Origin of the sequence: Roseovarius sp. A-2 (genome assembly GCF_002072155.1) — a bacterium.
Classification (GTDB): Bacteria; Pseudomonadota; Alphaproteobacteria; order Rhodobacterales; family Rhodobacteraceae; genus Roseovarius.
This window is the reverse complement of record NZ_BDIY01000005.1, coordinates 84,910-107,680: the sequence shown is the minus strand read 5'-3', so window position 1 is coordinate 107,680 and position 22,771 is coordinate 84,910. Positions and strand designations below refer to the sequence as shown.

Annotated in this window: 26 protein-coding genes and 1 other RNA gene; 10 read left to right on the top strand and 17 right to left on the bottom strand. The window is 63.8% G+C overall.

The window, feature by feature from the left end; translation table 11 throughout:
* Positions 1-81 precede the first annotated feature (81 nt).
* Together dapE and BHD06_RS08925 are read left to right on the top strand one after the other, a co-directional pair.
* The gene (gene dapE / locus BHD06_RS08930) at positions 82-1,233 is read left to right on the top strand and encodes a succinyl-diaminopimelate desuccinylase (RefSeq protein ID WP_080456647.1); all 1,152 of its coding nucleotides are present in this window, start codon (positions 82-84) and stop codon (positions 1,231-1,233) included.
* Between the two features lie 8 nt (positions 1,234-1,241).
* Positions 1,242-1,841, top strand: coding sequence for a TIGR04282 family arsenosugar biosynthesis glycosyltransferase (locus BHD06_RS08925; protein WP_080456708.1), 600 nt, complete (start codon positions 1,242-1,244; stop codon positions 1,839-1,841).
* Between the two features lie 130 nt (positions 1,842-1,971).
* Here the strand turns inward: BHD06_RS08925 and BHD06_RS08920 are convergent, their stop codons facing one another.
* The 6 genes from BHD06_RS08920 to gatC all read right to left on the bottom strand — a co-directional run bounded on the left by BHD06_RS08920 (position 1,972) and on the right by gatC (position 6,206).
* Positions 1,972-2,481, bottom strand: coding sequence for a DUF2244 domain-containing protein (locus tag BHD06_RS08920; RefSeq protein ID WP_080456707.1), 510 nt, complete (start codon positions 2,479-2,481; stop codon positions 1,972-1,974).
* 36 nt (positions 2,482-2,517) lie between these two features.
* An RNA gene (gene rnpB / locus BHD06_RS08915) (RNase P RNA component class A) lies at positions 2,518-2,943 on the bottom strand.
* 12 nt (positions 2,944-2,955) lie between these two features.
* Entirely contained in the window at positions 2,956-3,675 is a 720-nt protein-coding gene (locus BHD06_RS08910; protein ID WP_080456646.1) for an N-acetylmuramoyl-L-alanine amidase, read from the bottom strand.
* Positions 3,675-4,394 (bottom strand): hypothetical protein, encoded by a 720-nt coding sequence (locus BHD06_RS08905; protein WP_080456645.1) that lies wholly within the window; start codon positions 4,392-4,394, stop codon positions 3,675-3,677. The genes BHD06_RS08910 and BHD06_RS08905 overlap by 1 nt, the downstream gene beginning before the upstream one ends.
* A gap of 37 nt (positions 4,395-4,431) precedes the next feature.
* Positions 4,432-5,919: an Asp-tRNA(Asn)/Glu-tRNA(Gln) amidotransferase subunit GatA gene (gene gatA, locus BHD06_RS08900; protein WP_080456644.1), complete on the bottom strand. Its 1,488-nt coding sequence runs from the start codon at positions 5,917-5,919 to the stop codon at positions 4,432-4,434.
* Positions 5,919-6,206: an Asp-tRNA(Asn)/Glu-tRNA(Gln) amidotransferase subunit GatC gene (gene gatC / locus BHD06_RS08895; RefSeq protein ID WP_080456643.1), complete on the bottom strand. Its 288-nt coding sequence runs from the start codon at positions 6,204-6,206 to the stop codon at positions 5,919-5,921. Before gatC ends, gatA begins: the two co-directional genes overlap by 1 nt.
* A 140-nt stretch (positions 6,207-6,346) precedes the next feature.
* On the opposite strand from gatC, the gene BHD06_RS08890 reads away from it, so the two are divergent.
* The gene (locus tag BHD06_RS08890; protein WP_080456642.1) at positions 6,347-7,039 is read left to right on the top strand and encodes a metal-dependent hydrolase; all 693 of its coding nucleotides are present in this window, start codon (positions 6,347-6,349) and stop codon (positions 7,037-7,039) included.
* Positions 7,040-7,097: 58 nt separating this feature from the next.
* Here the strand turns inward: BHD06_RS08890 and BHD06_RS08885 are convergent, their stop codons facing one another.
* Positions 7,098-7,898: a pseudouridine synthase gene (locus tag BHD06_RS08885; RefSeq protein ID WP_080456641.1), complete on the bottom strand. Its 801-nt coding sequence runs from the start codon at positions 7,896-7,898 to the stop codon at positions 7,098-7,100.
* Positions 7,899-7,963: 65 nt separating this feature from the next.
* On the opposite strand from BHD06_RS08885, the gene BHD06_RS08880 reads away from it, so the two are divergent.
* On the top strand, positions 7,964-8,422 hold the full coding sequence (locus BHD06_RS08880) for a nucleoside deaminase (protein ID WP_080456640.1): 459 nt from the start codon (positions 7,964-7,966) through the stop codon (positions 8,420-8,422).
* Here BHD06_RS08880 and BHD06_RS08875 read toward each other — a convergent pair.
* The 4 genes from BHD06_RS08875 to BHD06_RS08860 all read right to left on the bottom strand — a co-directional run bounded on the left by BHD06_RS08875 (position 8,414) and on the right by BHD06_RS08860 (position 12,477).
* The gene (locus tag BHD06_RS08875; protein WP_080456639.1) at positions 8,414-9,379 is read right to left on the bottom strand and encodes a LysR family transcriptional regulator; all 966 of its coding nucleotides are present in this window, start codon (positions 9,377-9,379) and stop codon (positions 8,414-8,416) included. The genes BHD06_RS08880 and BHD06_RS08875 overlap by 9 nt on opposite strands.
* A 6-nt stretch (positions 9,380-9,385) precedes the next feature.
* Complete coding sequence (gene phaR / locus BHD06_RS08870; RefSeq protein ID WP_080456638.1) at positions 9,386-9,943, bottom strand: polyhydroxyalkanoate synthesis repressor PhaR; 558 nt, start codon at positions 9,941-9,943, stop codon at positions 9,386-9,388.
* Positions 9,944-10,081: 138 nt separating this feature from the next.
* Complete coding sequence (locus BHD06_RS08865) at positions 10,082-10,531, bottom strand: phasin family protein (RefSeq protein ID WP_080456637.1); 450 nt, start codon at positions 10,529-10,531, stop codon at positions 10,082-10,084.
* A 140-nt stretch (positions 10,532-10,671) separates the two neighbouring features.
* Positions 10,672-12,477, bottom strand: coding sequence for an alpha/beta hydrolase (locus BHD06_RS08860; RefSeq protein WP_080456706.1), 1,806 nt, complete (start codon positions 12,475-12,477; stop codon positions 10,672-10,674).
* A 109-nt stretch (positions 12,478-12,586) separates the two neighbouring features.
* Here BHD06_RS08860 and phaZ point away from each other — a divergent pair, with 109 nt between their 5' ends.
* Positions 12,587-13,867, top strand: a complete 1,281-nt coding sequence (gene phaZ / locus BHD06_RS08855) for a polyhydroxyalkanoate depolymerase (RefSeq protein ID WP_080456636.1) — start codon at positions 12,587-12,589, stop codon at positions 13,865-13,867.
* Between the two features lie 56 nt (positions 13,868-13,923).
* On the opposite strand, the gene BHD06_RS08850 is transcribed toward phaZ, so the two are convergent.
* The 4 genes from BHD06_RS08850 to BHD06_RS08835 form a co-directional block, all read right to left on the bottom strand.
* Positions 13,924-14,175: a hypothetical protein gene (locus BHD06_RS08850; RefSeq protein WP_080456635.1), complete on the bottom strand. Its 252-nt coding sequence runs from the start codon at positions 14,173-14,175 to the stop codon at positions 13,924-13,926.
* Complete coding sequence (locus BHD06_RS08845; RefSeq protein WP_080456634.1) at positions 14,168-14,896, bottom strand: alpha/beta fold hydrolase; 729 nt, start codon at positions 14,894-14,896, stop codon at positions 14,168-14,170. Before BHD06_RS08845 ends, BHD06_RS08850 begins: the two co-directional genes overlap by 8 nt.
* A gap of 127 nt (positions 14,897-15,023) precedes the next feature.
* Positions 15,024-15,782, bottom strand: coding sequence for an alpha/beta fold hydrolase (locus BHD06_RS08840; RefSeq protein WP_080456633.1), 759 nt, complete (start codon positions 15,780-15,782; stop codon positions 15,024-15,026).
* Positions 15,783-15,891: 109 nt separating this feature from the next.
* The gene (locus BHD06_RS08835) at positions 15,892-16,137 is read right to left on the bottom strand and encodes a hypothetical protein (RefSeq protein ID WP_080456632.1); all 246 of its coding nucleotides are present in this window, start codon (positions 16,135-16,137) and stop codon (positions 15,892-15,894) included.
* A gap of 267 nt (positions 16,138-16,404) precedes the next feature.
* On the opposite strand from BHD06_RS08835, the gene thrS reads away from it, so the two are divergent.
* The 3 genes from thrS (at position 16,405) to BHD06_RS08820 (ending at position 19,886) form a co-directional block, all read left to right on the top strand.
* Positions 16,405-18,384 (top strand): threonine--tRNA ligase, encoded by a 1,980-nt coding sequence (gene thrS / locus BHD06_RS08830; RefSeq protein WP_080456631.1) that lies wholly within the window; start codon positions 16,405-16,407, stop codon positions 18,382-18,384.
* 122 nt (positions 18,385-18,506) lie between these two features.
* Positions 18,507-19,094 carry a cytochrome P460 family protein gene (locus tag BHD06_RS08825; RefSeq protein ID WP_080456630.1) on the top strand — a complete coding sequence of 196 codons (588 nt, stop codon included), beginning with the start codon at positions 18,507-18,509 and terminating at the stop codon, positions 19,092-19,094.
* 90 nt (positions 19,095-19,184) lie between these two features.
* Positions 19,185-19,886, top strand: a complete 702-nt coding sequence (locus BHD06_RS08820) for a phosphatidylcholine/phosphatidylserine synthase (RefSeq protein ID WP_080456629.1) — start codon at positions 19,185-19,187, stop codon at positions 19,884-19,886.
* Positions 19,887-19,901: 15 nt separating this feature from the next.
* On the opposite strand, the gene BHD06_RS08815 is transcribed toward BHD06_RS08820, so the two are convergent.
* The gene (locus BHD06_RS08815) at positions 19,902-20,363 is read right to left on the bottom strand and encodes a GAF domain-containing protein (RefSeq protein ID WP_080456628.1); all 462 of its coding nucleotides are present in this window, start codon (positions 20,361-20,363) and stop codon (positions 19,902-19,904) included.
* 282 nt (positions 20,364-20,645) lie between these two features.
* Here BHD06_RS08815 and BHD06_RS08810 point away from each other — a divergent pair, with 282 nt between their 5' ends.
* Positions 20,646-21,107, top strand: a complete 462-nt coding sequence (locus BHD06_RS08810) for an N-acetyltransferase (protein ID WP_080456627.1) — start codon at positions 20,646-20,648, stop codon at positions 21,105-21,107.
* A gap of 4 nt (positions 21,108-21,111) precedes the next feature.
* Here the strand turns inward: BHD06_RS08810 and BHD06_RS08805 are convergent, their stop codons facing one another.
* Complete coding sequence (locus tag BHD06_RS08805; RefSeq protein WP_080456626.1) at positions 21,112-22,284, bottom strand: acetyl-CoA C-acyltransferase; 1,173 nt, start codon at positions 22,282-22,284, stop codon at positions 21,112-21,114.
* 97 nt (positions 22,285-22,381) lie between these two features.
* Here BHD06_RS08805 and BHD06_RS08800 point away from each other — a divergent pair, with 97 nt between their 5' ends.
* Positions 22,382-22,720: an STAS domain-containing protein gene (locus BHD06_RS08800; protein WP_080456625.1), complete on the top strand. Its 339-nt coding sequence runs from the start codon at positions 22,382-22,384 to the stop codon at positions 22,718-22,720.
* Positions 22,721-22,771 lie beyond the last annotated feature (51 nt).

Genomic DNA, 22,771 nt, shown 5'->3' with positions numbered 1-22,771 from the left:
ATCGGGTCACGGGGTCCGGTTTGCACATGGGCGCGATCCGCGCTAACCGGGCGGGGATATTGATCTTACAGGACCCCGCAAATGCCGCTTTTTCCGCTCGATCCCGCGCGTCTCACCGCCGATCTTATCAAATGCCCCTCGGTCACGCCCGAAGAGGGTGGCGCTCTGCAACTGCTCGAAGAGGTGCTGAGCGGCGCGGGCTTCGCCTGCACCCGCGTGGATCGCGGCGGGGTCGGCAACCTTTTTGCCCGATGGGGCGACAAGGGCGCGGCGCGCAGCTTCGGCTTCAACGGGCATACCGACGTGGTGCCGGTGGGCGATGAGGGCGCGTGGAGCGTGCCGCCCTTCGGCGCGGTCGAAAAGAACGGCGTGCTATACGGGCGCGGGGCAACGGACATGAAATCCGGTGTCGCGGCCTTTGTCGCGGCGGCGACGGATTTCGTGGCAGAAACCCCGCCTGAGGGCGCGCTGATCCTCGCCATCACCGGCGATGAGGAAGGCGATGCGGTGGACGGCACCACCGCCCTGCTCGACTGGATGGACGCGAATGGCGAGCGGATGAGTGCTTGCCTCGTGGGGGAGCCCACCTGCCCCGAGCGTATGGGCGAGATGATCAAGATCGGGCGGCGCGGTTCGCTGTCGGCATGGATCACGATCACCGGAGTGCAGGGCCATTCCGCCTATCCGCACCGCGCCTGCAACCCGCTGCCCGCCATGGCGCGGCTGATGGACCGGCTGTCCTCGCATACTCTGGATGAGGGCACCGAGCATTTCGATCCCTCGACCCTGGCCGTGGTCACCATCGACACCGGCAACCCGGCCACCAACGTGATCCCCGCCGAGTGTCGCGCCACCGTCAATATCCGCTTCAACGATACCCATGACAGCGCCAGTCTCATCCAATGGATGCAAGCCGAGATCGACCGCGTGGCAGAGGAGTTCGGCGTGTCGGGCGCGATGCAGGTGAAGGTGTCGGGCGAGTCGTTCCTGACCCCGCCCGGCCCGCTTTCGGACCTTGTGGCAGGCGCGGTCAAGGCCGAGACCGGTGTGGTGCCGGTACTCTCGACCACGGGGGGCACGTCGGACGCGCGCTTTATCAAGGATCACTGCCCGGTGGTGGAATTCGGCCTTGTCGGCCAGACCATGCACCAGGTGGACGAACGCGTGGAGGTGGCGCAGATCCACCAGCTCAAGGCGATCTATGCCCGCATCCTGCGCGACTATTTCGCCTGATGTACCGGATGCGGCGGCAGCTGATCGTCATGGTCAAGGAACCGCGCCCCGGGCGCGTCAAGACCCGGCTCGGGCGGGATATCGGCATGACGGCGGCGGCGTGGTGGTTTCGCCATCAGGTCGCGCGGCTCCTGCGCGAGGTGGAGGACCCCCGCTGGCATCTGAGCCTTGCCGTCAGCCCCGACCGCGTCGGGATGACAAGCCGCGTCTGGCCTGCGCATCTGCCGCGTCTACCGCAAGGGCCGGGCAATCTGGGCGACCGGATGGGGCGGCTTCTGCGCAACGCACCGCCCGGGCCGGTCTGCATCATCGGGGCCGATATCCCGGGCATTCGCGCCGCCCACATCGCGCGTGCCTTCGACGCCCTTGGACGGCATGACGCGCTGGTCGGGCCGGCGCATGACGGCGGTTTTTGGCTGATCGGATTACGCCGCACCGGTCGGGTGCCCGATGGGCTTTTCCAAGGCGTGCGCTGGTCGACCGCGTATGCGCTGCGTGACACAATCGACAGCCTTGACGGCCAACGCGTCGCGCTGACCGACCAGCTACGCGACATCGATACCGCAGCCGATCTGCGCGCGTTGCGGAGCCCCGGAACGCAGCCCTGATGGCGAGGGACACACAGATCAGGGGCGACGGTGCGCATCTGGCCTGTTGCTGTCAGCTCTGGATAGAGGGATGCGCCACGTATTGGTGCCGAACCTCATGGTCTGCCAAAGGCCCAATCGTCCGCTTCCCTCACCCCGTCATCGGTGCCGACGGCGGCCGCAGCGCGTCGGTCAACTCGCCATAGAGCGCCTTGCGCTCGTCCTCGGACAGGAAGACGCCGATCTCGACCTCGCGATCGCCGCCCTTGAGGGTAATGTAATGCTCGACCGGGCCGCCCTTGGGGTGCATCTGCACCCGTGCCCAGTAGCGGTTGCAGTCCCATTGCTGAACGTCGCCGCGCGGATTAGTACGCGTGAGGTGGACCTCGTCCGGTGAAATGACCAGTTCCTCGGTGATGCGCGCGCTGCGATAGCTGTGCTCTAGCGCCCACCAGATGCCGCCCACCGCGGCCAGCATGAAGGGCAACAACCCCCACAGCACCACCGTTCCCAGAAGTGGATAAAGCGGGATGGTGATCAGTGTGAAGGTGCCCAGCACGAAGGCCGCGAAGCCCCGGCGCGGCAGCGACCGGTGCGGCCAGAGCGAGAGGCTGATATCAGGGTCTGCCCCGCGTGGCGGGGTGCTCCATTCATACGGCATGACCCGTTTGTAGCCCTTGGGCGGAAAATGAAAAGGGTGCGCGGAGGGCCTGTAAGCCGGATTCTGTCCAGGGGTTGCCCCCTTGGATGACCATTCATCTGGACGCGCGATTGCCCGCGCGCCTCAAGCTGCCAACCCGGACCGCCGGGCCAAGACGTGCCTGCGGGCGGTTTCGGTTGCCCGACCGGTCCCCGCGTGCGGTCCCTATTTGGCATTGCTCCCGGTGGGGCTTGCCGTGCCGGTCCGGTTGCCCGTCCCGCGGTGGGCTCTTACCCCACCGTTTCACCTTGACCCTGGCGCTTCGCCAAAGGCGAACCCTTGACACAGCTCCGGGGCTGTCTGTTTTCTGTGGCGCTTTCCCTCGGGTTGCCCCGGCCGGGCGTTACCCGGCACCGTTGTCTTGTGGAGTCCGGACTTTCCTCGACGCCCCTTGCGGGGTGCCGCGGCCATCCGGCCCTCCGCGCGAGGTTCGACTTAGGCGGTCGCGCGGTCCCGGTCAACGGGGAAGCGACGGGCAAGATCGGCGATCATCGCGCAATCCTCGGGACCAAGCGGCCCGGTGGCATGGGGGCGAAAGCGCAGGCGAAAGGCGCGCTGGATATCGTCAGCCTTCACGCCCTCGCGCAAAGAGTAGCCGAATTGTTCTGCATCACGCAGGAAATCCGCCTCTGAAACGCGGCCCGGCGCAGCCCCCTCCGGCCACACCGACAACCCCGCGCGCGCCAGCCCGCGCCAGTCAAACCGTGGCCCCGGATCGGATTTGCGCGCAGGGGCCATGTCGGAATGGGCGATCACCCGCGCAGGCGCGATGCGCCAGCGCTGCATGATGCCCGCCATGAGCCGTTCCAGCGCCGCCATCTGTGGGGCAGAAAAGGGATGCGTGCCGGTATTAGCCAGCTCTATCCCGATGGAGCGGGAATTGACATCCCGCACATCGCCCCACTGTCCAGCCCCCGCATGCCAGGCGCGCATTTCCTCCTCGACCATGCGCCAGACGCGGCCCCGCTCACAGATCAGGTAATGCGCGGACACCTCGGCGCACGCATCACAGAGCCGCTCGAGCGCCGCCTCGGGCGTCGCCATCGCGGTGTAGTGCAACACGATGATGTCGGGCCGCACGCCCTTCCGACGCGGCCCGAAATTAGGCGAGGGATGGGGTGTCACCGGCAGGTGCGCCTCGGCGCACCCGGTCATCAGCCGCCGACCGCGTTCTGAAAGCGGGTCGGATCCCAATCGCAGGCAAAGCCATCGCCATCGGGATCAAGACCGAGACGGTCGCGCTCCGGTCCGCCGCGGTCCAGAAAGTCGATCTGTGCCTGATCCGCCGAGGGGTATTGCGCGCAGTTGCGCTGAAACTTTCTGTCCTTGTTGAAGCCGACCCGGCTGTAAAGCTGGGTCCCGATGGGGTGCCGGTTGGCCAGCGCATAGGCCACGATATTGGGACCCGCTTCGGTCGGACGGGCACCGATCGCCTCGGGCTGTACGACCTGATACTGCGCGCGACTCTGCGCGAGGCGGGCAGCGTCTTCCTCGATGGAGCGCTCCGAGCCCACGGCGTCGAAATCGTTCTCTTGAGAAATACCAGCCGAATTCAGCACCGGCGGTGGCGGATTCGAGGGGCTCGCCTGTAGCGGCACCTCGCCGGAATTCGCCGCCGCGAGGGCGGCCTCGGTATCGGCCGCCAGGCGTTCGGCATCGCTGCCTCCGGTCGCCTGCCCGGTGGCGTCGAGCGGCTCGGAGGAGACCGCATCTGGCGCAGGCAGGGCGTTGCCCGCAAGCGCCGCCTCGCGCGCCTCTTTTTCGCGCTGATACTCGTTGTAATCCTTGAACCCGACGCCCGCGCCGCTATCGGGGATCGCCGGAGCACAGGCCCCAAGCGCCGCCATCGTCACCACTGCAAATGCGATCCGCATCTTTGTTATCCTGCCATGTGCCCTTTTAGAGAGGCGTTTACCACCATTTCGCGGGCTTGGCCACAAAGCCCGCCGCCTGCTCAAGCGCATAGGCGGTATTGAGCAAATCGCCCTCGTCCCAAGGCCGCCCGATCAGTTGCAACCCGAGCGGCAGGCCCTGCTTGTCAGTACCGGCAGGCACAGCGATGCCCGGCAGACCGGCAAGGTTGACGGTCACGGTGAAGACGTCGTTGAGATACATCTGCACCGGGTCGGCATCGGTCATCTCGCCCAAGCCGAAGGCTGCGCTTGGCGTGGCGGGGGTGAGAATGGCGTCGATACCGGCGGCGAAGACCTCCTCGAAATCGCGCTTGATCAGGGTGCGCACCTTGCGGGCGCGGTTGTAGTAGGCGTCGTAGAACCCGGCAGAGAGCACATAGGTACCAACCATCACCCGGCGCTGCACCTCGTGGCCAAAGCCTTCGGCACGGGTTTTTTCGTACATCTCGGTGATGCCGTCACCCTGCGCCAGTTTTGCCCGATGGCCATAACGCACCCCGTCATAGCGCGCGAGGTTGCTTGACGCCTCGGCGGGCGCAATCACGTAATAGGCAGGCAGGGCGTATTTGGTATGCGGCAGGGAAATGTCGCGGATGTCGGCGCCCGCGTCCTTGAGCATCGCGGTGCCGTCAGCCCAAAGCTGCTCGATCTCGTCGGGCATGCCGTCCATGCGGTATTCTTTCGGAATACCGATCACCTTGCCCTTTATATCGCCGGTCAGCATTGCCTCGAAATCAGGCACCGGAATATCCGCCGAGGTGCTGTCCTTGGGGTCATGGCCGCACATCGCGCCCAGCATGATCGCACTGTCGCGCACCGTCTTTGTCATCGGCCCCGCCTGATCCAATGAAGAGGCAAACGCTACGACCCCCCACCGCGAGCAGCGCCCGTAGGTGGGCTTGATGCCGGTGATGCCGGTGAAAGCCGCAGGCTGGCGGATCGAGCCGCCGGTATCGGTGCCGGTCGCGGCAAGGCAGAGATCTGCCGCCACGGCGCTGGCCGACCCACCGGAGGAGCCGCCGGGGGTAAGCGCCGCCTCGTCATTGCCGCGCCGCCAAGGGTTGACGACGTTGCCATAGCAGGAGGTCTCGTTCGACGAGCCCATGGCAAACTCATCCATGTTGAGCTTGCCCAGCATCACCGCACCAGCATCGAACAGGTTCTGTGTAACGGTGGACTCGTATTCCGGCGTGAAGCCTTCCAAAATGCGGCTTGCGGCCTGTGACGGCACGCCGCGCGTGCAGAAAAGATCCTTTATCCCCAGCGGGATGCCGCACATCGCGGGGGCATCGCCCTGCGCGATGCGCGCATCTGCCGCCTGCGCCTGCGCGCGCGCCAGATCAGGCGTGTCGTGGACAAAGGCATTGAGCGCGCCCGCCCCCTGCACCGCCGAAAGGCACGCCTCGGTCAATTCCACGCTGGTCACATCGCCCTTACGCAGCGCGTCGCGGGCATCAGAAATGGTCAGTCTGTTGAGATCGGTCATTATTCAACCACCTTCGGCACGGCAAAAAAACCCTCGCGCGCATCGGGCGCGTTCGACAGGATCTTGTCTTGCTGGTCGCCCTCGGTCACCACGTCGTCGCGACGTTTCAGACGCTGCGGGGTGACCGAGGTCATCGGCTCGACACCCGTCACATCCACCTCACCCAATTGCTCGATAAAGCCGAGGATGGTGTTGAATTCCTGCGCCAGCGCAGGCAGCGCGTCCTCGTCCACGCGGATGCGCGCGAGCTTGGCCACCTTGGCCGCAGTTTCCAGATCGATCGACATGAGCCACTCCTCTTGTCCGGTTGCCCCAGCGTTTAGCGCCCACGCGATATGGGTGCAAGACGGGTGCGGGCTGGACACCCCCTTTATTCTCGCCGCCGGCTTGCTACTGTCACGCCAAATCGCAAGAGAGGAGACGACACATGAATATAATCTGGCTCGGACACAGCTCTTTCCGGATCGAGATCGGCGGGCAGGTGCTGCTGCTCGATCCGTGGCTGAATGGCAATCCGATGCTGCCGGAGGACAGCCACGACGAGGCCACCAAGGGGGCCACGCATATCCTGCTGACCCATGCCCATTTCGATCACGTGACCGACGTTTTGCCGCTGGCGAAAAAGCTGGGCGTGCCTGTGGTCGGCCAGTTCGACCTGATGGCGCATTGGGCCGAGGCCGAGGGGATCGAGACGGTGGGCTTCAACAAGGGCGGCACGGTCGATCTGGGGGGCGTGAAGGTGACGATGGTGCATGCCACCCATTCCACCAGCTTTGGCAGCGATGCCGGACCGAACGTGCCGGGCAGCGAATGCGGCTTCATGATCGCGGGCGAAGGGCATGTGATCTATGTTTCAGGCGATACCGACGTGATGGCCGATATGGGCGTGTTTCACGACCTGCATCAGCCAGATATCGGAATTCTCTGCGCGGGCGGGTATTTCACCATGGACATGTGCCGGGCGGGCTATGCGGCTAAGACATTCTTTGACTTCAAGACCGTGATCCCGTGTCACTACAAGACCTTCCCGATCCTGGAGCAATCAGCGGAGGAACTTGTCAAGGCGCTGCCGGGCGTCGATGTGATCGAGCCCGAGGTGATGGCGGCGATCAGTCTCTGAGCGCGGAGTGGGGGCGCTGCCCCCACACCCCCGGGATACTTTCGGCAAGATGAAGCGATCAGCGGCGGCGGCGCTGCGGTTTGCGCAGTGGTTTTGCGGACGATTTTTTGGTGTCGGGCTGGGGCTCGTCCGGCATCCCTAACTGGTCACGCAGCACGCGGGGGCGGATTTCCTCGACCGCGCCGGGTTTGAGCTGGCCCAACTGGAACGGCCCGTAGGACAGGCGGATCAGGCGGTTGACGACAAGGCCCACCGCCTCCATCGCGCGGCGCACCTCGCGGTTCTTGCCCTCGCGGATCGACACGGAGACCCAGGCGTTGGCCCCCTGCTGGCGGTCGAGCGTCACCGTCATCGGTTGGAATTTCTCGCCCTCGATCACCAGCCCCTTGCGCAGCGGATCGAAGGTGGCATCGGTGGGCCGCCCGTTGACGCGGGCGCGGTAGCGGCGCAGCCAGCCGGTCGAGGGCAGTTCCAGCTTGCGCTTCAACTCGCCGTCATTGGTCAGCAGCAACAGCCCCTCGGAATTGAGATCAAGCCGCCCGATGCTCATCACGCGCGGCATGTCCTCGGGCAGATCGTCGTATATCGTCGGACGGCCCTGCTCGTCTCGGGTGGTGGTCACACGGCCCACAGGTTTGTGATAGAGCCAGAGGCGCGCGGGCTCGGGGGCTGCAAGGGCGCGGCCATCGACCACGATCTTATCCGTTGGCGTCACGTTGAGCGCGGGCGAGGTGATCTTTTGCCCGTTCACGGTGACGCGGCCGGCCTCGATCAGGCGCTCGGCCTCGCGTCGGCTGGCGCGGCCTGCACGGGCGATGACCTTGGCGATACGCTCGCCGGGGGGGGTGTCGGTGCTCATGGATCACGCGCATAGCGCAAAGCCGGGGCTTGCGAAAGCGCGGATCGCGAGGCTAGAGACAAGTCATGACATTCCGCAGCCACATGGACACCGCCCTGACCGAGGCCCGCGCCGCAGGCGCACGCGGCGAGGTCCCGGTGGGCGCGGTGGTGGTGGACGCGGCGGGCCGTATCGTGGCGCAGGCGGGCAACCGGACGCGCGAGCTAAGCGATCCCACGGCGCATGCAGAAATCCTCGCGCTCCGTGCCGCCTGCACCGCGCTCGGATCGGAGCGGCTGATGGGGCATGATCTCTACGTCACGCTGGAGCCCTGCGCGATGTGCGGCAGCGCCATCGCGGCGGCGCGGATCGCGCGGCTCTATTACGGCGCGGCCGATCCGAAATCGGGCGGCGTGGCGCAGGGCGCACGGGTTTTCGCGCATCCGCAATGCCACCACGTGCCAGAGGTTTATGACGGCATCGGCGCACGGGAGGCAGAGGTGCTGCTCAAGGCCTTCTTTGCCACCCGGCGCGGGTCAGAATAAGGTCAGGCCATCGGCCAGAAACGGGTGCTGCCGGATCGCCGGATCGACGATGGTCTCCTTGAGAATCGGCTTGAGCCTTGTGGCCAGCGTCTCGGGCATGTCCTGCAATATACCCTTACGCGCGATCACGCTGATCGTGCGCGTGAGCGGTGCCAGTGGCAATTCCAGCACGTCGATCTGATCGGCAAAGCGCCGCGCCCGCATCAACGCCAGCGGCGGCAAAATCGACCAGCCGGTGCCCTGCCCGACCAGCGCCAGGATCGAGTGATAGCTGTCCAGCTCGAAGCGATGCGGCAGGTTCAGATTTTCGCGCACCAGATGCGCCGAGATCAGCCGCCCCATGTAATGCCGCTGCGTGTACTGGATGAGCGGCAGACGCTTTAGCTGCCGCAGCACGTCGCGATCGGGCCGGATCACGCGTCGCGGCGCGACCACGGCAAAGCCTTCGCGCAGCACCGGGTGCACCTCGGTCCAATCCGCCGTGTCACCCAGTTCAGCAGCGACGATGAAATCGAGCGCGCGCGCGTCAAGCTGGTCATAAAGGTGATGGCTCGCGCCGGTCTCCAGTAGGAACTGACAGCCCGTCAGCTCTCCGGCCATGTGGGTGAGGAGTTGCGGGGTGACATCCGCCTCAAGATCCTCGATCATCCCGAGGCGAAAGCGGGTCAGCGTTGAAAGATGCGACATCGCGAGTTCGGCGCGCGCCTGTGCCGCCTCGTTGAGAATGACCTGTGCGCGGCGCTGCATGATCTCGCCGGCGGGCGTCAGGCGGATCGGCCGGGCGTTACGCTGCAACAGCGTCGCACCCACCGCGCCCTCAAGATTGGTCAATTGCTGGCTGACCGCCGATGGGCTGGCCCCAAGACGCCGGGCGGCGGCAGAAATCGAACGCTCGTCGGCGGCGGCCATGAACACCTCGATCCCCCAGAGGGTGATCCGGCCCGGGCTTTCGACCATGCCCGCCTACTTGCTCATCTTCGACAGCTTGCTCTGCAAATCCGCAAGCTGCTTCTTGATCTCGTCGAGATCGCCCTCGTCCCTGGGTGCGTCGGTATCAGGCTGCGGCCCGCTGCTGCCCATGCCCGACATCCCTCCCGTCATCGCCTTCATAAAGGCCTCCTGCTGGGCGCGCATCGCCTCCATGCCGGGCATTGCGGCGAGCGGGTTGGCCTTGGTCATGTTCTCAAGCATCTTGGATTGACCGTCGCGCAGCATCTCGAAACTGGCGGCAAGGAATTCCGGCACCACACTGGTGGCCTGCGTGGTATAGCTGCGCACCAGATCATTGAGCACGTTGATCGGCAGCACGCTTTCACCGCGGCTTTCGTGTTCGGCGATGATCTGCAGCAGGTACTGCCGCGTCAGGTCGTCGCCGGACTTGAGGTCGATGATCTGCACTTCGCGCCCGTCGCGGATGAACTCGGCGATATCCTCCAGCGTGACATAATCGGAGGTCTCGGTATTGTAGAGCCTGCGACTGGCGTAGCGTTTGATAAGCAACGGTTTCTGGGTGTCGGCCAAAGGATGTCCCTCCCGAGTAATGCGGCTGCAGCACAGACTAGACGCAAGTGCAGAAAAAAGAAAGGGCGAGCCTCGCGGCCCGCCCTTCGCAGTCCATACCCATCAAGGGAGGGGATCAGGGTATGTATCTGCGTGTTCTTACTTGGTCGCGGCGGTCGCTTTCTGCGTCGCTGCGGTCACGTCGTCGGTTGCTTTCTTGACCACTTTGGTTGCGTCTTCCTGCATGGTCTTGCCAGCGGCCATCATCAGTTCGACGGTTTCCATCTGAACCTTTTTCGCGATTTCAGCGAAGGCGGACATGTTCTCGGCGGCCACTTCGGCATTGGCCGACGCGAAATCGGTCATCGCCTTGGCGTAATCGGCAGGCTCGGCTTTCGCTTTCGACATCTCGCTCAGCTTGGCCAGGGTTTCCTTGGTCCACTTGTTCGAGATTTCGGCCGACTGCTCGGCTGCTGTCAGCGCGACGCTGGACAGTTTCTCGTTCAGCGATGCCTGGTTCTTGAACGCATCTTCCATCGCCTTGGTATCGACGGGAAAGGTGCCCATGACGTCTTTGAACATCGCGGTGAAATCTTGGGTTTTTGCCATTGGTCAGATCCTCTCGGGTTGAGCGGGGTGTCCGCTGTTGTCTGCAACTGAGAGGAATATAGATGCTGCAACGCGGCATTTCAAGGATTTTTTCTGCATTGCAGCATTTTTTGGTGACGTAGGGTCAAAAGACTTCCAGATCAGAGGCTTGCCTTCTTGCGCACATAGGTGCCAGGGGCCGGTGCCAGCGCCGGATGCTCCGAATCGCCCGGTTCGCGGGCGACAACCATCTTGCCCGATCGCTTCGCCAGCCATGCCTCCCAGCGCGGCCACCACGACCCTTCGTGATAGGTGGCCCGCTCCAGCCAGTCCTCCGGCGACCCGCTCAGGTCGTCATTGGTGTAATGCCCGTATTTCTTCTTGGCGGGCGGATTGACAATCCCGGCGATATGGCCGGATTCCGATACGATGAAGGTGCGGTCCTTAGCGCCGGTCTGCTGAAAGCCGCGATAGCAATCCTTCCACGCCGCGATATGGTCATTCTCACAAGTGACCGACATGAGCGGCACCTTGACGTCGCTGACATGCAGCCGCTCGCCGCAGAGATCGAACCCGTCGGTCACGAAATGGTTGCCCTGACACAGGCCCCGCAGATACTGCACCGTCATTTTCGCCGGCAGGTTCGCCCCGTCGCCGTTCCAGTAGAGCAGATCGAAGGCGGGCGGCGCCTCGCCCATCATGTAGCTACGCACCGCAGGCTGGTAGATCAGATCACGAGAGCGCAGGAACGACATGGTGCGCCCCATTATGAAGGAGCGCAGCACACCCTGCGCGGTGACCTCCTCCTCAATGCCGTCGATGAAATCGTCCTGCAGGAAGGGCGTGAACTCTCCCTGTTCCGCAAAATCGGTAAGCGCAGTAAAGAACGTGGCCGATTTCACCGATTTGTCACCGCGCTTGGCCATCAGTGCCAGCGTCAGGTGCAGCGTGGTGCCTGCGATGCAATAACCCACGGCGTTTACCTGTTTTTGACCGGTGATCGCCTTGGCCTCGCGGATTGCGGTCAGAAAGCCCTCTTCGATGTACTCCTCCATGCCGACATCGGCATGGCTGGCATCGGCATTGACCCAGCTCACGACAAACAGCGTATAGCCCTGATCGGTGATCCACTTGATCAGGCTGTTCTGTGCCTTGAGATCGAGGATATAGAACTTGTTGATCCAGGGCGGAAAGATCACCAGCGGGATGGCGTGGACCTGCTCGGTGGTGGGGCTGTACTGAATGAGCTCCATCATCCGATTGCGATAGACCACCTCGCCGGGGGTGGTGGCGATATTGGTGCCCAGCTCGAACGCCTTGTCATCAGCCAGGCGCACGACCAACTCGCCGTTATTGGCCTCCAGGTCGGCGATCAGGTTCTCCATCCCCTTCACCAGGCTCTCGCCCTCGGTCTCGATGGCGCGTTCCAGCGCATCTGGGTTGGTGCCGAGAAAATTCGTGGGCGACATCATGTCGATGATCTGATGCGCGAAATAATCAAGTTTGAGGCGGTCCTTCTCCGGCAGATCCTCGTCGATCTCCTCGAGCGCCTGCTCAATGGCCTGCGCGTTGAGCGCATATTGCCGCTTGACGTATTTGAAATACGGGTGCGACTCCCACAGCGGATTGGCAAAGCGCTTGTCGCCCGCCAGCGGGTCGGGCGTGTCATCCGGCTCGGCCGCCTCGCCGCGCATCAGCATCTGCTGCGCCTCCATGAAATGACGCACCGACTTGCCCCAGTATTCCAGTTGCTGCTCATAAATCTTGCCGGGATTCTCGAACATCTCAGTCCAGTAGGACGACGCCGCCTTGGCAAACAGATCCTGCGACGGGGCGTTCAACGTCGGATTCGCAGGCTTGCGCGCGGCCAGCGCCTGAACCAGCCGCTGCGACAACTGCTCGACCTTGGCGAGATTTTCGTTCATCTTTTCAACGTTTTCGCCTGCGACATTGTCTTGCGTTGCCATTTCAATCATTTCCCCTTAACATTTTCTGCTATGCAGCATACCGTCGCCACGACCGGAGGGGCAGTGCGGCGAATGGAACCGGGTGCCCACCCGAGAGCAGGAGACGAATATGCGCTACATGGCCACTTACGACCTCATGGAATCCCTCCGAAATGCCAACCAATGGCTGGGAGCCTCCGCCCTTTCCTTCGCATCCTATCCGATGTTCAGCTTGGTGCCAAACCCTGCCTTGCAATGGATGGCGGCCTGGGGCGAGGTGACCGAGCGCAGCTATCAGCGCATGGTCTCGAAGCCCGATTGGGGCATCCGCACCTTCACCCACGAGGATGGGCGCGACCATCTGGTGAACATTGAAACGGTGGTCTCTCGCCCGTTCGGCGATCTCATCCATTTCAGTGTCGCGGGGCGCGAGGAACAGCCGCGCAAGGTGATGCTCGTTGCACCGATGTCGGGCCATTACGCGACACTCTTGCGGTCGACCGTCAAATCGCTGCTGGTTAATTGCGAGGTCTATGTCACCGACTGGCATAATGCGCGCGATATCCCCGTGTCCGAAGGCAAGTTCGATATCGAGGATTACACCCTCTACCTTGTCGATTTCATGAAAGAACTGGGCCCCGACATCAACGTCATCGCCGTCTGCCAGCCCGCGCCGCTGACGCTGGCCGCGACGGCCTATCTGGCCGAACTCGAGCCCGAGGCGCAGCCGCGCACGCTCACCCTCATCGGCGGCCCCATCGACCCCGACGCCACACCTACGGACGTGACGGACTTTGGCCGCCGCGTGACCATGGGCCAGCTTGAGGAAACCATGATCCAGCGCGTCGGCTTTAAATACAAGGGTGTGGGCCGTCAGGTCTATCCCGGCCTGCTGCAACTGGCCTCCTTCGTGTCGATGAATGCCGAGCGCCACGCCAAGGCCTTTACCGATCAGATCATGCGCGTCAGCCAGGGCGACGCGAGCGATCACGACGCCCATAACCGGTTCTACGATGAATATCTCGCGGTCATGGACATGACAGCCGAGTTTTACCTCTCAACGGTGGAGCGGATTTTCAAGGGGCTGGAGATCGCGCAGAACCGCTTCGAGATCAAGGGACACCGGGTCGATCTGGGCAAGATCACCAAGGTCGCGGTCAAGACCGTCGAGGGCGGCAAGGACGATATCTCGGCCCCCGGCCAATGCGTCGCGGCGCTTGACCTCTGTACCGGGCTGCCCGATCACATGAAGGCCAGCTATCTCGAGCCCGAGGCCGGTCATTATGGCATTTTCGCGGGCCGGTCCTGGCGCAACAACATCCGCCCTGTCGTGCTCGATTTCATCGACGCGAATGCACGGCCTGCGCGCGCCGCCAAGCCGGCGAATCGCAATATCGCCGCGAACGGCTGAGCAGGCTCCGGCGGTACGGCCTTGCCGTGCCGCCGGGCGATCCGAGTTCAGTGCAGTCACCGCGTGCGACGCCGCAGCCATCGCCAGAGCGGCACGATATCGAGCGCGGCCACCGTGATCCCCAGCGGGATCATCCAGAAGCCGAGCACCGGCAGAAACCCCAGAATTCCGCCGACGATCAGCAACAGCCCGACGAGCAGCCTGATCCCCGGTGGCAATCTGCGCCCGGTCCAGACCTGCATTCGGCGGCGCAGTTGACGCAGCCTGCCCTTGGGCGGGGCGATCGGATTCCGCTTCGGCTCAGGCATCGACCGGGTTCTGCAGCATCAAGGGCCGTTTCAGCCAGCCACGCAGCGCCGCGGTGGTCACCTCGGGTTGTTCCAGAACCGGCAGATGCCCCGCCTCGGGCACCAGGGAGAGCGTCGCCGTGGGGATCAGCTCGGCCAGAAAGCTGTGCCGCCGGGGTGGGGTCAGCCCGTCCTGCTCGCCGCACAGCACCAGCGTCGGCACCTTGCAGCGCCGCAGCACCGCCTGATAATCGCGGCGGCGTTGCAGCGCGCGCGTCTGCCGGATGATTGCCTCGGGTCCGAGCGCGGTGGCCATCTCCACCACCTGCGCCAGCACCGCCGCGCGCCCCTGCCCGGGGGCCAACACATCGCGGCCCAGCATCATTTCGACGGCATCGGCCACGGTGCCCGCGCGCAGCTTGATGATGAAGGGCTCGTAGGCTGCGGCGGATTGCGGGGTTTCGGCAAGCGCATTGGTATCCATCAGGGCGATCCGCGTCACCCGGTCCGGAGCGCGCCGCAGAATCTCCATCGCGACGATGCCGCCCATCGACAACCCGGCCAGCGCAAACCGGCGCGGCAGCACGTCGAGCAAGCCCGAGGCGATCTCCTCGATCCGGTCCCCGCCAGTGATCGGCGCAACCGTGACCGCCATATCGCGGCTCATGTCGGCCAGTTGCGGCGCGAAAAGCCGCGCATCGCACATCATGCCGGGCAGAAACACGACCGGATCACTGCTCATTTGACATCTCGCACTTCCCGAGGGTCTGCGCCCCCGCTATCGGGAATCAGATTGTCACCTTGCAAGACCAAAGAGCAAGCCCCTCCTGCCCTCGCGCGCTGGAATACGCCGGGCGTCCAGTCGCACCTCACGCCTGACCGGCCCGCGCGATCACCTCTTCTACCGACGCCCCGATCAGCGCCAGACAATCGCAGTCCGAGAACCGGTGATCGGCGCCATCGACCAGAACCAGCCGCATATCTGGCCCTGTCGAATGGTCCAAAAGCGACAAGGCTACGGACTTATCCACATCTTTATCGGCGGTTCCTTGCAGAAATCGAACAGGAAAGGGAAGATCGAGCGGTGAGCGCAAAACCAGGTTCTCCCGCCCCTCCTCGATCAGTCGACGGGTAATGACATAGGGCTCGCCATAGTCGCTCGGCAGATCAATTTGCCCGTCATCCCGCAACGCCGCGCGTTGCGCCGCATTGAAGCCCGCCCACATCGAATCCTCGGTGAAGTCCGGGGCGGCGGCGATTGTCACCATGCCCACCACCCGCTGCGGCATCTCCCGCGCCAGCAAGAGTGCGATCCAGCCCCCCATGGAGGACCCCACGAGGATTTGCGGCCCCTTGGTCAACGCCTCGATCACCGCTCGCGCATCCGCCACCCAATCGCCGATGCAACCGTCGGTAAAGGCACCAGAGGAGCGCCCGTGCCCGGAATAGTCGAACCGCAGAAAAGCGCGGCCGGCGCGTTGCGCCCACTGCTCCAGCCAGAGCGCCTTGGTTCCCTCCATGTCGGATTTGAACCCGCCGAGGAACACCACGCCCGGCCCTTGCCCCGGCGTCTGATGATACGCCAGATCGCGGCCCTCGGCGGTAGTCAGATAAGGCGTCCCCTGCATCGCGTCCTCCCGCGTCGTTCGGGGCGATCATGCACGGCGCAGCCACCACGGGCAAGCAATGTGCGACCGCCCAGGCTCAGGACGAGCAGACATACAGTTTAACGTTCGGTCAGCCGCCGATATAGGCCCCGCGACGCGGGCGGTAGAAAACCTTTTGATTGTGCAGTCGGCCCAGAAGATCGTGAACCTGGCGCAGGGTCTCATCGGCATCGCCGATGCTGTCCACGGTCTTGTCATGCTGCTCGGCGACCGGCACGGCACGCGCCGAAAGATCGGATTTGGTCTGACGCAGCGCCGCCTCAATCAACTCCATATCCGCGACCGACAATTCGAAGTTTGAATTATAACCCGCCATGTAACTGGCCTCCTAAGCCCATGCTGCCCCCAGGCATTGTGCAGGTGCAGCGTAATATTGTTTCGTGACCGATAAGCGGCAATTAAGCCATCAATTGCGACATGTCCAACGCTTTTTCCGACCTGCGGCAAAATGATAATCTATACCATTGTATACTGCCTCATCCGTCAGCAGGTCTTGACCTGCGGACACGCGGCGGGCATTAGGCGTCAACCATACCCGCAACCGGGCGTTCCGTGGGCGCCAAACCGACGAGGAGCCAGAGCAATGGCCAATATCTCCCTCACCTTTCCCGATGGCAATGCACGCGATTATCCCGCAGGCGTGACCCCTGCCGAAGTCGCGTCAAGCATTTCGACCTCACTGGCGAAAAAGGCCATTTCAGCGCATGTCGACGGCCAGCACTGGGATCTGCAATGGCCGATCCCGCAAGACGCGGCGGTCAGCATCAACACGATGAAGGACGAGGCCCCGGCGCTCGAACTCATCCGGCATGACCTCGCGCATATCATGGCCCGCGCGGTGCAGGAACTCTGGCCCGAGGTGAAGGTCACTATCGGTCCCGTCATCCAGAACGGCTGGTATTACGATTTCGACCGCGCGGAGCCCTTCACACCCGAGGATCTCGGCCTCATCGAGAAAAAGATGAAAGAGATCATCAACCTGCGTGAACCGGTGCGCACCGAGATCTGGGAGCGTCCCCGCGCCATCGAACATTATCGCGGCACTGGCGAGCCCTACAAGATCGAGCTGATCGAGGCCATTCCCGGCGACGAGCCGCTGCGCATGTACTGGCACGGGCACTGGCAAGACCTGTGCCGCGGCCCGCATCTGCAACATACCGGTCAGGTGCCTGCCGACGCCTTCAAGCTGATGAGCGTCGCCGGGGCCTATTGGCGCGGCGACAGCAGCCGCCCGATGCTGCAACGCATCTATGGTGTGGCATTCCAGTCCAAGGAAAAGCTCAAGGATTACCTCACCTTCCTCGAAGAGGCCGAACGCCGCGACCATCGAAAGCTGGGCCGCGAGCTGGACCTTTTCCACATGCAGGAAGAGGCACCCGGCCAGGTTTTCTGGCATCCCAACGGATGGACCATCTACACCGCGTTGCAAGATTACATGCGTCGCAAGCAGCGCGTCGGTGGCTATCGCGAGATAAACACCCCTCAGGTGGTCGACCGCAAGCTATGGGAGGCAAGCGGCCATTGGGAGAAGTATCAGCACCACATGTTCCTGGTCGAGGTGGATGAAAGCCGTGACGGCGAGAACGACGATGCCAGCGCCCGCAACCAGGAACAGACCCGCATCAACGCGCTCAAGCCGATGAACTGCCCGTGCCACGTGCAGGTCTTCAACCAGGGGCTCAAAAGCTACCGCGACCTACCGCTCAGGTTGGCGGAATTCGGCTCCTGCGCGCGATTCGAACCTTCGGGCGCGCTGCACGGCATCATGCGGGTGCGCGGCTTTACCCAGGATGACGCGCATATCTTCTGCACCGAGGACCAGATCCAGGAGGAATGTGCGCGTTTCATCGACTTCCTCGCAGATGTCTATCGCGAGCTGGGCTTTCCGGATTTCGAGATCCGCTTTGCCACACGCCCCGAAAAGCGCGTCGGCTCGGACGAAAGCTGGGACCATGTCGAAGGGGCGCTGGAGAAGGCGATCAAGGCCGTGGGACGCGACTATGTGCTTGAACCGGGCGACGGTGCCTTCTACGGGCCGAAGCTCGATTTCTACCTGACCGACGCGATCGGTCGGGTCTGGCAATGCGGCACCTTCCAGGTCGACCCGAACCTACCCGAGCGGCTCGGTGCCACCTATATCGGTGCCGATGGCGACAAGCACCGCCCATATATGCTGCACCGCGCCTGTCTCGGCTCGTTCGAGCGGTTCATCGGTATCCTGATCGAGAACTGGGAGGGCCGGTTGCCCTTCTGGATGGCCCCGCGTCAGGTGGTCGTGGCCACAATCACCTCGGAGGCGGATGACTATGTGCAGGAAGTCGTTGAGAAACTGACCGCCCTCGGCATCCGCGCCGAGGCTGACACGCGCAACGAAAAGATCAATTACAAGGTGCGGGAGCACTCGGTCGGCAAGGTCCCGGTGATCCTCGCCTGCGGCATGCGCGAGGTTGAGGAGCGCACCCTTTCGGTGCGTCGCCTCGGCGAGAAGCAGACCAGCATGCGCGGCCTTGACGAGATGATCCAGGATCTTGCGCGCGAGGCCACGCCACCCGACCAGGCCTGAGCGCCGGGTCTCGAAAACGCCTCTCTCCTCACGGAATAGTTAGGTTCAATTTCAACCAATATGTGCCACGGTCCGCGCGGAAGACCTTTGCGTCTTGTGACCGAAATGGAGAGACTATCATCATGAAACGCCAGCTTTTCGCCGCCGCCGCGACCCTCGCTGCCAGCCTCGCATTGGCCCCCGTCGCCCATGCGGCCTGCGCCGTCGACGTGACCGATCCGTTCGACCTTGACGCCGCCGCGATCGAGGAGATCTACGCCTGCCTCAAGGACGAGATGGCTGAGAAATACGCCAAGGAAGGCGACGAGGTCGCCGTCGCCTATCGCGACTGGACCGTTACCTCGACCCGCCCCGCCGTCGCGGGCGCGCATGGCAACCGCCTGCTGCAGACCTTCGCCAATGATGTTGCCGCCGAGCAATACCTGAAATTCGCCGATGAGGGTGTGGTAATGCCCGCAGGTTCGGTGCTCGCCAAGGAAAGCATCACCATCAGCAAGAAAAAGAAAGAGGCCCGCACCGGCCCGCTTTTCATCATGACCAAGGGCGAGGAAGGCAGCGCGCCTGACACCGCCGACTGGGTCTATGCCGGCGTGCAGCCCAACGGCAAGCCGATGAAGTTCAAGCAGAGCTTCTGCCACGACTGCCACGTCGCATGGGAGGCGCAGGACATGGTCGCCTACCCGCTCGAAGAAGTCCGCGTCTCGAACTGAGGCATTCCACTCACGGCAACCGCCCGGTCCCCTGCCAAGGGGGCCGGGTTTTTCTTTGCAAATCCCGAACGGCTGCGCCATTACACCCCGATGACACCACAGTTGCGCGCGCTCCTCGTTCATCTTCTTACAGCCACCGGCGCGGTATTCGCGATGCTCGCCATGCTCGCTGCGATCGACCGGGAATGGGAGCTGATGTTCCTGTGGCTCGTCGTGGCCTTTGCCGTTGACGGCATCGACGGGCCGCTGGCGCGCAAATATCACGTTCAGAAATACGCCCCCGAATTCGACGGCGTGCTGCTCGACCTGATCATCGACTACCTGACCTATGTGTTCATTCCCGCCTTCGCGCTTTTCAGCTCCGACCTCTTGCCGGGCTGGACGGGATGGGTTGCGATTATCGTGATCACCTACGCGAGTGCGATGTATTTCGCCGACACGCGGATGAAGACCACGGACAATTCCTTTTCCGGTTTTCCCGGCTGCTGGAACATGATGGTGATCGTGATGTTCGCGATCAAGCCGCCGTTCTGGATCATCCTCGCCCTCGTGGTGATCCTGTCGGTGGCGATGTTCCTGCCGCTCAAGTTCGTGCATCCGGTGCGCACCGAACGCTGGCGCTGGCTGACGCTGCCGATGGCGCTCGGCTGGACGTTCTTCGCGGGCTGGGCCGCCTGGGTGCATTTCGACCCGCAAAGCTGGGCGCATTGGGGGTTGGTGGTGACCAGCGTCTACCTGGTCTTTGCCGGTATCGTGCAGCAGATCATCCCGCTCCGCGACGCATCGGCCTGAGCCCGCAAGCCCTGTTCAGCCGTCAAGGCACCCGAAGACGCTCTCGAGAATCGCTGCCAGCCGCGCCGTATCCTCGACCGTAAAGGCGGCCGGTCGGTCGCTGTCGATATCGAGAACCGCGATCAGCGCACCCGCCGCGTTGCGCACCGGCAGCACGATCTCCGACCGGGTCGAGGTGGCACAGGCAATATGGCCGGGAAAGGCATCGACGTCATCGACCCGCTGCACCTCGCCAGTGCGCGCCGCCGCGCCGCAGACCCCGCGCGAGAACGGGATCGTCAGGCAGCCATGCCCGCCCTGATAGGGCCCGATCTTGAGCATCTGTGGCCCCGTGACACGGTAGAAACCGGTCCAGTCGAAGCGGTCATCGGCATGGTGCAATTCGCAGACCACCGTGGCCATGAGCGCCACGCTGTCGGTCTCGCCCTCGGTCAGGGCGGCGATGGTCTTGGTGATGCTGTCATAATCAATGGTCATACCGAGGATATGCCACGGGGCTCATGTGGGGGCCAGCCCCTGTCTTCGAATGTTGTAGTGCGCTTGCCGGTGGTCGAGTGCGACACGCGGACCGGACTTTTGGCCTAATAAGGGGACGTTGCCACACCCCGCGCGAAACGCACCGAAGGCGCCATATCTGCTCCAAGCCAAAACCGGCACCGCTTGCCCGCCGCACCAACCGTTCTGCCACCCGGTTGCATCTCGCCCGCGTCCCGTGGCAGTCCCCTGGCCCGAAACCGAATCCCGTATCAAGGAGAGGCCATGGCCCGGCTCACCCTGTACCGCAACCACGCCCGCGACCTCGCCCCGCTCGCCCGCCTTCTTGCTGACCCAGACGAGCTGGCACTTGTCAATCCGCACGCCGCGCAGCCCTTCGACCCCGGCGAATGGGCGATGAAATGGGTGGGCGAGCGTGACGACGAGACCTTCTACCTGCTCGACCACGAGGGCCGCGAGGTGGGCTTCTTCGCGCTGCGCGTGGGCGTCGGGCCGGAGGTTCGGCACCTGACATATGTCTTCGTCGAAAAACGCATGCGCGGCGGCACCGGCGAGGACCTTGCCCGGTTGGCCGAAGACGCTGCGCGCGATCTCGGCGCGCTGACGATCACGCTCAAGGTCGAACTCGATAATGAGCCTGCCCTCAACCTCTATCGCAAGGCGGGTTACGAGGAACTCTCGCGCCGCGGTGGCATGGCCACGATGCGGCGCGACCTGGACGGCTAGACGCTCAGTTCCGCTCGATGGCGATTGCAGTGCCCTCGCCGCCACCAATGCAGATGGCGGCGATGCCACGCTTGAGATCACGCTTTTCCAGCGCATTGAGCAGCGTCACCATGATCCGCGCACCCGAGGCCCCGATCGGATGCCCAAGAGCGCAGGCCCCGCCATTCACGTTCACCCGGTCACGGGCCAGACCCATTTCATGCATGAACGCCATGGGCACCACAGCGAAGGCCTCGTTGACCTCCCACAGATCGACATCCTCGACCCCCCAGCCCAGCCGCTTTAGCAGCTTTTGCGCCGCCGGAACCGGCGCGGTGGTAAACCAACCCGGCGCCTGCGCGTGGCTGGCATGGCCGAGGATGCAGGCGCGGATGTTGAGCCCCTGTGCCTCGGCCGCCTCGCGCGAGGCCAGCACCAATGCCGCCGCCCCGTCACTGATCGAGGATGAGTTGGCTGCGGTCACCGTGCCGCCCTCGCGAAAGGCGGGCTTGAGTTGCGGTATCTTCTCGGGCCGCGCCTTGGCAGGCTGCTCATCCGCCGAGATCACCACATCGCCCTTGCGGGTTTTCAGCGTGACCGGCGCGATCTCTTCCTCGAAGGCACCGGATATCTGCGCATCGAGCGCGCCCTGCAACGAACCGATAGCATAGTCGTCCTGCGCCTCACGGGTAAACTGATACTTCTCGGCGCAATCCTCGGCGAAGGTGCCCATCAGGCGGCCCCTGTCATAGGCATCCTCCAGCCCGTCGAGGAACATATGATCGACCGTCCGGCCATGCCCCAGTCGCGCGCCGCCGCGCATCGTGGGAAGCAAGTATGGCGCGCAGGACATCGATTCCATGCCGCCCGCGATCATCGTGGCCGCATGGCCGAGCGCGATCTGGTCAAAGCCCATCATCGCGGCCTTCATCCCCGAGCCACACATCTTGTTGAGCGTCGTGGCGGGCACCTCCTCGCCGAGGCCACCCAGAAACCCGGCCTGACGCGCAGGCGCCTGCCCCTGGCCCGCAGGCAACACGCAGCCCATCAGCACCTCATCGACGCTCGCCGCACGCGCATCACCAAGCGCCGCTGCAATGGCAGCACCGCCCAGAACCGGGGCCGCGACTCCGTCGAAGTCACCCTGGAATCCGCCCATGGGGGTGCGCGCCGCCCCGGCGATCACAACCTCTTTCATTTTGCATCCTCCTGCTGAACTCTTGCGTCTGAACACCGGATGGTAAGGAATCAGGTCTATCGTGTCCCGTATTATTACGTATCACGCCGGAGGCAGCATGGATCTCGCAACCAATCCCCATCCCGATCTGACGATCATAACGGTGAAGGCCGGGCGCATAGACGCTGCCGCCGCGATCGCCTTCAAGGACGCGATGCGCGCCGCGCTGGCCGATGGGCCCGATCACGTGGTGCTCGACCTCTCACAGGTCACCTTCGTCGATTCGAGCGGGCTTGGTGCCATCGTCGCGGCGATGAAAATGACCGGCGACGGGCGAAGGCTCGATCTGGCGGGGCTCACGCCGGACGTGGCCAAGGTGTTCCGGCTGACCCGGATGGATACGATCTTTACCATTCACCCCGATATCGGCCAGCTGGTGCGCCGCGCCACCGGATGAGGCCCGCCAGCCCGGTCGGTCGCCCGGCCCAGCCACAACCCGGAGCGTAAC